This window comes from Cyclobacterium sp. SOCE241 (assembly GCF_056867545.1).
The window spans coordinates 281,345-294,148 of the sequence record NZ_CP149779.1; the positions used below are offsets into that span (position 1 = coordinate 281,345).

Genomic DNA, 12,804 nt, shown 5'->3' on the forward strand with positions numbered 1-12,804 from the left:
CAGAATGAGTTTTTTTGTGAACATCATCCAGAAGGTAAATGTAGCAGAGGTTTTTTTCTTTATTTCTACAAGTGATATATGGAATAGCATTTGCTAAAAAGTATGGATTACCGCATTATGTCGATTTCAGCAATGTTAACTATGCTTATTCAGGGCAGCAAAACGATCAGAAAAGAGGTAATTTTTGGGAGCATTTCTTTGATCAGATAGCTATTAATAGTACCGATACCTTACTATTAAATCAGCAATATGAAGTTTATCCATTGCGTATTTGGAATAGAAAGCATCATAGATTTTTACATCAAATAATGAAAGAGGGATTAAAATTCAAACCCTCTTTAAAGCTAGAGATTGATAACATCAAGTGCGAGATAGCAAATGAAAAAGTTTTGGGCGTCCATTTTCGCAAGACCGATCATTTTATGGAAGTTGCTCCTGCTGATGAATCTGTTTTTTTTCAAAAAATTAAAAAGAATTTTTCAGCCTATGACAAGATTTTTATTGCAACAGACGATCAGCAGCTTTTGGAGAGGTTGAAAAATGAATTTTCGCCTAAAATTATTGCTCATGATTTTATCAGGTCCCATGGTGAAATTCCAATCCATAACAATGAAGCATACAAAGATGGTCTTAGGCTTGCGAAAGAAGCTTTATTAGACTGTATTAGCCTGTCTTATTGTAAAGAACTGATCTTATCACCATCCAATTTATCTTATGCGGCATTGGTATTTAACCCAGAGGTTAAATACACAATTGTAGAGAGTAAAGAGGCCAGACTAAGCCGAATAAAAACCTTGATGGGCTATCATTTAGATAAATTAGGAATAAGGAAATGGTAGGAGATGATTGAAATTTATCCTAAACTAGGGATTGCTAATGGCTTATGTCCTTGTTGCAAGGGTAGTAATCAATCTACGTCAGCTCTTTATTTTCAGGGAATGCATGTTTTAGGGAAATACACTTGCCAAGCTTGCAATTTAAAGTACTTTACAGGATTGCCTTCAGGTCATATGGCCCATTTCCCGGTTTCATTTTCTAGCGATAGTCGATATCAATTATTTGATCAAAAAAAGCCGCATGGTTGGCTGATCCATTGATTCATTCCATGAAGGATAAGCTTGGAGCAGAAGGAGCTTTCCAAATTTTTAACAAAAGTTCGGGCGAAGAACTGCTATTGGTTAATTGTCTGGACAGCTGTTTTGGACATGTATTCACCAAAGTTTGGAATGTTTATAAAGAGAAGGATAGGTCTTCAAGTCGGAACATTGCGGTATTAATTCCTGAGCAATGCAGGTGGTTGTTGTCAAAAATTGAGGTGGAGATTTGGTCGGTAGATGTGCCCTTAAAAAGTTTATCCGAAGGAGTGGTTGGTTTAGATGCTTGGGTGAAAAATCAATTTCATAGGTTTAAAATGGTACTGCTTCATCCTGTTTTTGTCCATTTAGATCATCAACAGATGGATTTTGAAAGAATCTTGGGAGAAAAACCTTTTGATTTGGCGCAATTTGATCAAGGTGTACCACAAATTACCTTTATTTGGAGAGAAGACAGGTTTTGGTTGGCCAATCGTCAACTCAATTGGCTATATATGTTTTCAAGAAAATTCAAGCTGGAGAAAATTTTTAATCCAATTTTTTTATGGAGACAAAAGACACTTCTCAACCGGCTGGTCAAAATTATCAATAAAAGTTTTTTTGAAGTAAATTTTGTTGTAACAGGGCTGGGAAAATCAACTGATTTTCTTGATCGAATTAAGGATGAGAGGGTGACTTCAATCAATTTTGAAATAGAAAAAAGATGGAATTCCATTTTTAGTAAGAGTCAGGTGGTAGTTGCTGTGCATGGATCGCATATGCTCGTACCATCCGCATTGGCTGCAGGTTTTGTAGAGATCTTACCTAAACATAAAATGGATCATCTTACAGAGGATATTTGCCGGACACATACGGGCAGGTTGGGCCTTTTTTGGAAGAATAGTAGACGAAAGTACTGGTCCGGCATTGGTAGCCCTTCATCTAAGCAGTATGATTCAGTGTTTTCACTTTGTCAAAAGTAATTTAGAAACCAAACTAGTTTAAAGCCACATTTGGTCCATTTTTAATGAATATTTTCAAAGCATTTGTTAAGAAGTATTTTTATTACTTTTCTTATTTCTATAGGATAGTAAAAGGAAGACTTTTTATCGCATTTGGCTTAAGTATGTTGGTCGCTTTGATGGATGGACTTGGATTAACCATGTTTTTACCATTGTTGGAAATGGCTGATGGAGGTAACCCGGATGGAAAGAGTATGGGTAGGTTTGGGATAATCCTGACATTGATGCAAAATTACGGTATTCCACTGAATATTTCGGTGGTTCTATTACTTATGGCTCTGTTTTTCTCCCTAAAGGGGGTACTAAATTTGTAGAGCAATATTATAGCATATTACTTCGTCGCTTTTTTATTAAACAAATGAGGTTATCCATTGTAAATTTGTTTGATCGGTATGCTTTTAAAAATTTCATAAAGCAGGATTCAGGCAGGATTCAAAACGCTGCTACCAGTGAAATTGAAAGGATAGTAGTGGCTTTTAGTAGTTATATGAATGTATTGCAGGCTTTTGCAATGATTTTTATTTATGTGGGAATGGCATTTAGTGTAAATGTAAGGTTTTCACTACTAGTTATGTCGGGCGGTGCTTTATCAAATTTTCTTTATGCTTCCATTTTCAAAAAATCTAAAAAATATTCTGTAGATATATCCAAGAACAATCAAGATTTTCAGAGTCTTTTGATACAAAAGATAACCTATTTTAAATACCTTAAATCTAGTGGATTGTTAAGCAATTATGGTAATAAATTAAGGGAGCAAATTGAAAAGGTTGAATTTTTCTATAAAAAGTTGGGACTACTTTCTTCGATAATTACAGCTATTCGAGAACCAATTATTATTTTAATTATCGTTACTGTAATCTTGGTAGAAATCAACCTTTATGGGGGTAGTATAGCTGGAATCATATTAAGTTTATTGTTTTTTTATCGTTCTCTAACCTATCTACTTGCATTACAATCTTATTGGAATTCAGTGATTGCAAATTATGGATCTCTAGTGAATTTAAAAAATTTTACAGAAGAACTGGCCAATGGCAAAGATACACAAGGAACAATAAAAAAAGACGGTTTAAAGGAATGTATGGAGTTGCATAATCTAAACTTTAGTTATGGATCACATAAAGTGTTACATCAATTATCCTTATCCATAAATCGCAATCAGGTATTGGCAATAGTCGGGGAAAGTGGTTCAGGAAAATCCACATTAATGAATATTTTGGCTGGATTGTATTTACCTGATTCAGGGTCATTGTTTATTGATGGGGTAGAAATAAGGGAAATTGACAGGAATCATTTTCAAAAACACATAGGTTACATTACTCAGGAACCGGTAATTTTTGATGATAGTATTTTTAATAATGTTAGTTTCTGGGATGTTGACAATGCTACAAATAGGGAAAGGTGCAGGGAGGCTTTAAGGAAAGCTGCAATATTTGATTTTGTAGACGGGCTTGAAGAGGGTGAAGATAGCAGGCTAGGAAATAATGGCATTATGGTAAGTGGGGGGCAAAAACAAAGAATTTCTATCGCCAGAGAGTTGTATAAAGGAATAAATCTTTTATTAATGGATGAGGCAACTTCAGCACTTGACTCTGGAACTGAAATGGACATACAGGAGAATATTGAAAGGTTAAGGGGGAAAGTTACCATAATAATAATAGCCCACCGGTTGAGCACCATCAAGAATGCGGACCAGATTTTCCTTTTGAAACAAGGTCAGATTGCTTCATATGGTACGTTTAATGAACTTGAATCAAAATCAACCGATTTTAGTAAAATGATAAGTTTACAGGCGTTTTGAATGATGATTTTTACCTATGAAGATTTTTGCTGGGAGGACCTGATATTTAAATTGAATGGTAAATTATAAAAATAAAATAGCTACAGCTATCAACAGAATTAAGGTCTATGGCAAACCAAAAATATTCTGTATTGGCTTTAACAAAACCGGTACTACTTCTTTGAAATCACTTTTTACAGACTTGGGTTTTATTATAGGTGAACAAAGAATTGGCGAATTATTAATAAATGAATTACCAAAAGGAGAGTACAGAGGACTGATAAACTATATAAAAACGGCTCAATTTTTTCAAGATTATCCATTTAGTGCTCCCGGTATATTTAAAGTACTCGACAAGCTTTATCCTGACGCAAGATTTATCCTAACCGAAAGAAATTCCCCTGAAGAATGGTACCACTCTCTGCTCAGGTTTCACTCTCAGCAATTTAATGAAGGGAAATTCCCTACCATAAAATCATTAAAAGAAAGTAAGTATGTATACAATGGATGGATTTGGGAGTTTCTATGCAAGGTGTATGACTTCGAAGAAGGTGGAATATTATATGATAAGGAAAAGCTCATCAACCTTTATTTAAATCACAATGCGTCAGTAAAATACCATTTTAAAGACAGGCAAAATAAATTGCTCGTTCTCAATTTACAAAAAGAAACAGGCGTAAGTGATTTTAATCAATTTTTTCAGTTTGAACGCAAAATTGAAAGTTTTCCTTGGGAAAATAAATCTAAATAGCAATAATATGGTAATAGCAGGTGCAGGTAGTCATGCAATGGAAGTATTGGATGTGTTGATTTCCAAAAAGATGAATGTAGGTGTCAAATTTTTTGACAATGTATCATCAGAAAATGTTTTTCAATCTTCATATCCAGTTTTAAAGTCCAAGGATGAATTGACAGATGCTTTTAAAATGGATCCCAGGTTTATGCTTGGTGTAGGGGAGTGTGAGGTAAGGGAGTTTATGTATAAGTTATTTGTTTCTTTAGGGGGTGAACTTGTAGGTATTCGCACTGAATCGGCTATAATTAGCACCTATTCACCTTCTGATACCTCTGATGTTTTTCATCATTCATTTATTGGGGCAAATGTTGAGTTAGGCCTAGGTACTCTGATTAATACAGGAAGTTTTATTCATCATGGCGCTACCGTAGGAAGATTTTCTACCATAAGTCCGGGCGTTCAGGTTTTGGGAAATGCCTGTGTAGGAGATTTAAGTTTTATTGGAGCCGGCGCTATATTATTACCTGGGGTAAAAGTCGGTAATAATGTAAAAGTTGCTGCTGGAGCTGTAGTTACTGTTGATGTACCAGATGAAGCCACTTGTATAGGTGTGCCAGCTAAAATTAAATCAGTAATAAAGTGAAAACTGAAGTAACTGAAAAAAAGTTACCCCTAGTTAGTGTATGCATGATTACCTACAATCATGAAGCTTACATAGAACAGGCATTGGATGGAATATTTATGCAAACCGGTCCATTTGATCTTGAAGTTATTATATCTGATGATTGCTCTTTAGACGATACTAAAAAAATTATCCAAAGAAAAATTATCCAAAATAATAATATTACCGTAAAATATTTCCCTCAAGAAAGTAATTTAGGTATAATTGAAAATTTTGTCTTTGCATTAAAACAATGTACAGGAAAATATATTTCTATTTGTGAAGGTGATGATTATTGGATAGATTTAAAAAAATTGTCAAAACAGACTGATCTTTTAGAAAAAGACCAATCCCTTGTAGGTAGCTTTCATTTTGTTAAAGTAGAGTATGAAGGAAAGCCTTATTTGACAAAAATTTTTAGACACGAAGTGCCGGAAAAAATTGGAACAGAAGAATTGATTTCATCAAGTTCTTTAATTCATACATCCTCTTTATTTTTTAGGCGATCAGCTTTGGTTTTTCCAGGTTGGTATGTTACAATGTTAAGTGGCGATTTCGCCTTAACTTCTATTCTCTCTAAACAGGGATATTTTAAAAGGATTAATGAAGTTATGAGTGTTTACCGAGTTCATAATCAAGGTGTTACCAACTCTAAGGAATATAATAGGGCGAATAAAGATTTAAAAAAATGTATTTTAGAAAATTTGAATAATTTCCATGAATATAAATATGATAAAAAATTTCAAAATGTTATTTTGGAATTAAATAAGGATGAAAATATAAATACTATTAAAAGAGTAAGAAAAAAATCAAAATAGGGTTATTGATTAAACGATTTAATTATTGGTGGAAAAAAGCATAATTAATTTTTTTGTATTTTTAATAAGCGTGGTAGTCTTTCTTTAATGTCATTATATGAAATGTATCATTCATTTAATTGAAGATAGAAAGTTTTTAAAAGCTACTATTAGCAAATTTTCTGTAGATAGTTCAATTTTAAACGTTTTTATTTCTATAGGTAGGTTTAGGTTTAGTAAAATCGAATCTTCAATTATAATTTCTTTGCCCACCTTTACTATCAATATACTTATACCTATTATTCATTATGTAGTTAAAGGAATAGTTATTCATGGTTTTAGTAATTCATTCTTTAATTTAAGATTTAACTGCGTTCATCCAAAAGTGAAAATTTTGGGTATTTTCTGGGGATTTGATCTATATTCTTTAAATGGATCAAAGACTAATTTTTTATTGCCACAGACAAGAAATATCATAAGTAAAAATAATTCTTTCTCAGAAAAGTTTGGTCAACATGCTTTTATTGATTTTGTTAATAAAAGAATAGATTTTGTTTCAACGGTAGTTCCGACAGAAAGGAAAATACTCGAATCTCATTTTCCCAATGGCAATTTTAAATTCATTTGGTTTAGTTATTTTGATTTAGAAAATGATGTGTTAAATGGTATTCAAAATAAGCAATTAACATTCTCTGGACAAAACCTCCTTTTTGGTAATAACTCATCTTTATGGAATAATCATATTGATGGAATTGAGATTATAAAATCTTTTAAGTTTAAATTTAATGAAATCATTTGTCCTTTAAGTTATTCTGGCTCTGATGAATATAGGCAAAAGGTAATTGAAAGATTTATTAACGAGTTTAAAGGTAAATTTCAACCGTTAACTAGTTTTTTGGAGTATAATGATTACCTAAAACTTCTTCTATCGTGTCCATATGTTTTCTTCAATTCTAAAAGACAGATTGGTTTGGGTAATTTGCTATTTTCAATTTATCTTGGGTCTGTTGTTATCTTAAATAAGAGTAATCCTCTTTACAATTTTTTTTTATCAAAGGAAATTAGAGTGTTTTCTGTTGAGGATGCTCAGTCAATGACGAATTTTGATTTTGATATTAATAAGAATAGGAAAAATCTAGAATTACTATTTAATGAAGGTGCACTTAAAAAACGTACACTTCAAATAATTCAAAACTTAATTTCTTAAAAATTGATAAGTGTAATAATTCCTGTTTTTAACAATCAAAATACCATTAAACGTGCTGTGTTATCAGTTATTAGCGAGCCAGTTGTTTCTGAGGTTTTGATTATTGATGATGGTTCTACTGATAATTCATTAAAAGTTTTAGAAAATCTTTGTAAAAATAAGTCCATAGTTAAAGTAATACATCATCACAATAAGGAAAACAAAGGAGCTTCTGCTTCAAGAAATCTTGGACTTTCATACGCAAAGTTTGATTGGATTCAGTTTTTGGATGGAGATGACGAACTTTTGCAAGGTAAGCTTCAAAGTCAAGTTCAAAAAGTCAGGCCTGATATCGCATTTATAGTAGGAAATTGTATTCACGTATTACCAAATGGTAAAAAGCATTTTATGAAAGTCGATTCCCAAATTTGGAAGGGGTTGATTAGAAGTAAATTGGGTAGAACAAGTTCCATTCTTTGGAATAAAAAATATCTTTTAAAGGTAAATGGTTGGAATGAACTCTTAAGTAGTAGTCAGGAATATGATTTAATGTTTAGACTAATTTTGTGTAATCCAAATGTTATAATTGATAATAAATATCTTACATTAATTCATAAAGAAAAAACTCTATTAGTACAAATTCTCATAATAAATATAAAAGAATACATAATTGGCTAAATTTAAGAGTAAAAATAATCAATCATCTAAAGAAAAAAATAAACTTACATTAATATATAAATATTATTTTTATGGGTCTATTGGTGTATTTTGTGATGAAAATAAGGTTCCTCATCCATATTATTTAAATTATTTTTACTACAATCTATTTAAATTTCAAATATATATTAAAATCTACTCCTATATTTTAATCAATTATATTAAATCTAAGCTTTAACTTATTTTCTACTTTAAAATTATATTTTAATACTTAAAATTTATAATGTTTATTTCTATTATTATCCCTCATTATAAGGACAAAGAACGCCTATTAATTCTTTTGAAAAACCTAGAATGTCAACTTTTAAATAAAAACAAATGGGAAGTATTAGTTGTAAATAATGACATCAATTCACCTTTGGTATTTCCTGATGGATTTTGTGTTTCCTATAAATTAAAAGTTTTTGAAGAACCAATACCTGGTTCTTATGCAGCAAGAAATAAGGGGATAAAAGAATCGAAAGGAGACATATTAGCATTTACTGACTCAGATTGTATACCTAGGAATGATTGGTTAGTACATGCCTTTTCTTATTTCAAAAGAGATAAAGATAAAACGATTGGTGTATTAACCGGTCCTATCCCGTTATTTTTTAAAGATTCTTCTAGTTTATCCGCTGCAGAGACTTATGAAAAGTATACAGGTTTTACAACTAAAGCTTATGCATCAGAAGGAAAAGCTGTAACAGCAAACTGGTTTTCTTATGCTTTTGTTGTTCAAGAATTCGGAGGATTCGACTCATCACTTAAATCTAATGGTGATTCTAAACTTTCTGGTCAAATTTCTTTAAAATATCATATTATTTATCAAGATGATATTGTTGTATCACATCCTGCTAGGTATCGGGTTGATGATTTAACTTCTAAATATAGAAGACTATTGGGAGGTACCTATACTAGAAAATATGAAAGTAAAATTTTTCAATTTTCTTTCTACCTTATTAGATTTATCCTGAGAAGATATCGATTTGCATTTAAAAAAATGGTAACAATAAATTTAATAGAATCTTTAAAAATTTTTAAAGTATGCCATTCCATTAATGTAAATGTTTTTAGAGAATTTTTTAGTATTGTTATGGGTAATCCAACTTCAAGATAATTCTTATATTATACTTTTTAATTTTTTGTTTTATTCAATTTAATATTTTATTGTTAAAATCTTATTTAATATGATATACCATATATTGAATGATGAAAAATTTACTGATTGGGTTATCAATTCCTTTAAAAATTTTAATAATCAACAATTTATTTTGGTTTCAAATAAAGGAGTTTCTAAACACTTTTCTGATTCATGTGTAAAATTTGTTTCGAAAGAATATTTTTTATATAATTTTATACCAAATGGGGATGATATTTTAGTGTTTTATTTTTTACATTTACATACAATTTCTTTTTTAAACAAAAGAAAAAATTTGAAATGTAAAAAAATATGGATAGGATATGGAGCTGATTATTATTATTATTTATTGAATTCTAGAGTCTTTCATTCCCTATATCTAAAAAAAACAAAAAAATGTTTCAATACTTTTAAAGGTCATCATTTTATTAAGCGTACAGCTTTAACAATATACCAAATATTATTTTTTCATATAAAAGTTTTGCCTGCGATTAAAACTCTAACCTATTTTGCTCCAATTCTCCCAAATGAATTTTCTCTTGTTAAAAGGAAATTTCATTCTTTTAAATTTGACTATATTGATTTTACCTTTGGGGACATAGATTTTCTAGGTACTACTGATAAAACAATTAATGGAAATGACATCCTTCTTGGAAATAGTGCAACATTTGCTTGTAATCATATTGATATATTAGATTTGCTTATGAAGTTGAAAATATCTAATTCTATTAATATTCCACTTAGTTATGGGAACACCAAATACCAAGAATTTCTAAATGAAATAATTCCAAGAGATTTTAATGAACTAAATATAAATTTGTTAAATAAATTTCTTCCATTAAATGAATATAATCAAATCTTAGATAAATGTGGTTTTGCTATTATGCCTCATTTAAGACAACAAGGAATGGGGAATATTTATTCTTTGCTGTATTCCGGAACTAAATTATTCCTTTTTAAAAAAATCCTGTTTATCAATTTTTAAAACAATTAGGAGTTTGTTTTTACTCAATAGAAGATCTAGCTACCAACTCACAGCTTTTAACATTTCCCTTAAGTGAACATGAAGTTAAATGTAATCGAAAGGTTATTGCAAATTATTATTCCAAAAATAAATCATTGAATAGAATAAAAAAATAATTAACCTTTGAAAATTTGTAGAATTGTAAGCCAATTAGATTTTGGTGGAGTTGAGCAAAGGTTAAAACTTACTTCAAACTTTTTCAAGATCACCCAGAAGACGAATTAATTATTCTCGTATTAGGAGACGGTGGCAAGATATGTAAAGAAATTAATGATAAGGGATTTTTGGTTAAAGTGTTCAATGAAAATGTTAAGATTCCCAATGGGAAATTGATATTTAAAACTTATAAATTTTTACGCTTCCATAAACCTGAAGTCATTCATACTTCAGGAGCTGAAGCCAATTTTCATGGATTAATTGGCGGTTTCTTGGCACGTGTTCCAGTTAGAATTTGTGAAGAAATTGGTTTTCCAAATCATGGAGTTATATTCAGGGTTCTTTTTAAATTGGTATATTCTTTTTCGCACTGTTTGATTGCTATTTCAAAAGCAGTTGGTAATTGTGTAGTAAAATTGAATGAAATTGATTGGGATAAAATTTCTGTTATTTATAATCCTGTGTCCATCATTACACCACAAAATGATTTCGATATTGGTAAAATAAGAGCGGATTTACTTAAAAAATCAAATAAACCATATGTTTTTGTTACTACCTGCCGGTTAGTCCCAATTAAAAATCTAAAATTTTTAATTAATGTTTTTCATAATTTTGTTAATTCAAATGAAGAGTTTTCACTTTGGATTATTGGAGATGGACCGGAAAGAGATGAATTGGTTGAGTTAACTCATCTTTATAATATTACTGATAAAGTCGTTTTTTTTGGATTTATTAGTAATGTTATTCCATTGCTTAAAGAAACGGACTGTTTTATCCTACCTTCTTTTTCAGAGGGTTTTTCTATTTCTTTAGTTGAAGCCATGCTTTGTGGTTTACCTGTTATTTCCACAAATATTGGTGGGCCTTCTGAAATTATTAATCATGGTGTAAATGGTTTTTTATTTAACCCAAAGGACCGAATTCAATTATTAAAACTAATGAATCATGTGTCCAATCTTTCGAAAGAGGAATTGTATAAGATTCAAATAAAAGCAGTAGAAAGAGGGGCTGAATTTTCAGTTGAAAATTACGGGAATAATTTGATAAACTTGTATCGAGATTTATATTTAAAATGTTAATTGATAAGGTTTGGAAAAAATAAAGGTTTTACACTGTATAGAAACTATCTCTTCTGGTGGAGTAGAGGTTTTAAGATTAGGCTTTGCCAGACATTATAATAAAGAGCATTTTGACCTTCGAATAGTTTGTACTACCGCAAAAGGGCCGATAAAAAAAGCCTTAGAGGAAGAAGGCATACAAATTATTCAAATCGGTTCGTTTAAATCTCCATTTGAATTTTCAAAGTATAAAAAAGTTTTAAGGGTTATCAAACAATTCTCCCCCCACATTATTCATGGGGCTGTATATGAAGGTATGTGCATGGCAAGTATTTGTGGTTTGCTTGGAAATGTACCGATCATAATAATGGAAGAGACTTCAGACCCTCAGAAACGGTCCGCAAAGGCCGTTTGGCTTCAAAGGCAGTTGGCAAGATTGGCAGATAAGGTAATTGGAATTTCACCTTCTGTAACACATTATCTCATACAAAAAGCTAAAATACCTTCAAAAAAGGTGTTTTTACTTAACAATGGGGTTGACAATACTCATCTCCTTTCTTCCACACAGAATTGTATTAGAGATGATATTTTTCTTGAACCTTCAGATTATGTATTGGGATCGGTTGGTCGAGTACATGACAAAGTCAAAAGATTTTCAGATATCCTACGTGCAATTAAATTAATTAACAATCCAGCAGTTAAATTTTTACTAATTGGTGATGGACCTGACTTAATTAAATTAAAGCAACTTGCTCGTGAGCTAAATGTTGAAAACCAATTTATTTCATTGGGGTTTAAGGAAGATACCTCAACTTATTATCAATTAATGGATTGTTTTTGTATTCCTAGTTCGCAAGAGGGTTTTGGTTTAGTAGCAGTTGAAGCCATGTTTTATAAACTTCCGGTTATAGCAACAGCTGTAGGAGGTTTAAAAGATGTAGTTCAACATGAAAAAACAGGAATTTTGGTACCTCCATCAGACCCACAAAGTATTGCAAATGGTATAAACTATTTGATGAATTGTTCTGAGAAACGAATTGAAATGGGTAAAGAAGGTTTTTGAGAGCTTCAAGGCTATATGGAATAAAAACTTATACCAATTCTTTAGAAAATCTTTATCTTTCCCTTACTGCCTCAAAAAAATAAACTGTTTTAAATTTGTTAGACGTTTTTATCATATTATTGCTTTTAACCCTGATATATAAATCTAATATCACTTTTAGTTTAAAATATAAATTACCCAATAAATATTTATATCACTTACATTATTTATTGATATATCATGTTTTTTTAGTTTATTTTATGGTTGGTATATAATTAATTTTGGAGGAGATTCTCGTGGTTACTGGTTATTTACCATGGAGCAGGTAAAAATTGCTGACCCTAGCTGGATGAAATATTTTGGAGAAGGTACAACATTTATACTCTGGTTAACATATATTCCCAGTAAATTTTTGGGGCTATCTTACCATACCGG

At 30.7% G+C, this 12,804-nt stretch carries 13 protein-coding genes; all 13 read left to right on the plus strand.

What is annotated here, in order from left to right; genetic code table 11:
* Positions 1 to 71: 71 nt before the first annotated feature.
* The 13 genes from WG932_RS01320 (at position 72) to WG932_RS01380 (ending at position 12,390) form a co-directional block, all read left to right on the plus strand.
* Complete coding sequence (locus WG932_RS01320) at positions 72 to 839, plus strand: O-fucosyltransferase family protein (protein WP_483086658.1); 768 nt, start codon at positions 72 to 74, stop codon at positions 837 to 839.
* 242 nt (positions 840 to 1,081) lie between these two features.
* Positions 1,082 to 2,056 (plus strand): hypothetical protein, encoded by a 975-nt coding sequence (locus WG932_RS01325; RefSeq protein WP_483086659.1) that lies wholly within the window; start codon positions 1,082 to 1,084, stop codon positions 2,054 to 2,056.
* Between the two features lie 44 nt (positions 2,057 to 2,100).
* A complete protein-coding gene (locus WG932_RS01330; protein ID WP_483086660.1) occupies positions 2,101 to 2,409 on the plus strand; it encodes a hypothetical protein in 309 nt (102 codons plus the stop codon).
* A 44-nt stretch (positions 2,410 to 2,453) separates the two neighbouring features.
* A complete protein-coding gene (locus WG932_RS01335; RefSeq protein WP_483086661.1) occupies positions 2,454 to 3,893 on the plus strand; it encodes an ABC transporter ATP-binding protein in 1,440 nt (479 codons plus the stop codon).
* A gap of 55 nt (positions 3,894 to 3,948) precedes the next feature.
* Entirely contained in the window at positions 3,949 to 4,623 is a 675-nt protein-coding gene (locus tag WG932_RS01340; protein WP_339677567.1) for a sulfotransferase, read from the plus strand.
* Between the two features lie 7 nt (positions 4,624 to 4,630).
* Positions 4,631 to 5,251, plus strand: a complete 621-nt coding sequence (locus tag WG932_RS01345; protein ID WP_014021704.1) for a PglD-related sugar-binding protein — start codon at positions 4,631 to 4,633, stop codon at positions 5,249 to 5,251.
* Positions 5,248 to 6,087 carry a glycosyltransferase family 2 protein gene (locus WG932_RS01350; protein WP_483086662.1) on the plus strand — a complete coding sequence of 280 codons (840 nt, stop codon included), beginning with the start codon at positions 5,248 to 5,250 and terminating at the stop codon, positions 6,085 to 6,087. The genes WG932_RS01345 and WG932_RS01350 overlap by 4 nt, the downstream gene beginning before the upstream one ends.
* 97 nt (positions 6,088 to 6,184) lie before the next feature.
* Positions 6,185 to 7,273, plus strand: a complete 1,089-nt coding sequence (locus WG932_RS01355) for a TDP-N-acetylfucosamine:lipid II N-acetylfucosaminyltransferase family protein (RefSeq protein ID WP_483086663.1) — start codon at positions 6,185 to 6,187, stop codon at positions 7,271 to 7,273.
* A gap of 3 nt (positions 7,274 to 7,276) precedes the next feature.
* Positions 7,277 to 7,930 carry a glycosyltransferase family 2 protein gene (locus WG932_RS01360; protein ID WP_483086664.1) on the plus strand — a complete coding sequence of 218 codons (654 nt, stop codon included), beginning with the start codon at positions 7,277 to 7,279 and terminating at the stop codon, positions 7,928 to 7,930.
* 262 nt (positions 7,931 to 8,192) lie between these two features.
* Positions 8,193 to 9,068, plus strand: coding sequence for a glycosyltransferase family 2 protein (locus tag WG932_RS01365; protein WP_483086665.1), 876 nt, complete (start codon positions 8,193 to 8,195; stop codon positions 9,066 to 9,068).
* An 85-nt stretch (positions 9,069 to 9,153) separates the two neighbouring features.
* A complete protein-coding gene (locus WG932_RS01370; protein WP_483086666.1) occupies positions 9,154 to 10,074 on the plus strand; it encodes a TDP-N-acetylfucosamine:lipid II N-acetylfucosaminyltransferase family protein in 921 nt (306 codons plus the stop codon).
* A 266-nt stretch (positions 10,075 to 10,340) separates the two neighbouring features.
* Positions 10,341 to 11,348 carry a glycosyltransferase gene (locus tag WG932_RS01375; protein WP_483088546.1) on the plus strand — a complete coding sequence of 336 codons (1,008 nt, stop codon included), beginning with the start codon at positions 10,341 to 10,343 and terminating at the stop codon, positions 11,346 to 11,348.
* Between the two features lie 10 nt (positions 11,349 to 11,358).
* Positions 11,359 to 12,390 carry a glycosyltransferase gene (locus WG932_RS01380; RefSeq protein WP_483086667.1) on the plus strand — a complete coding sequence of 344 codons (1,032 nt, stop codon included), beginning with the start codon at positions 11,359 to 11,361 and terminating at the stop codon, positions 12,388 to 12,390.
* The last annotated feature ends 414 nt before the right edge of the window (positions 12,391 to 12,804 follow it).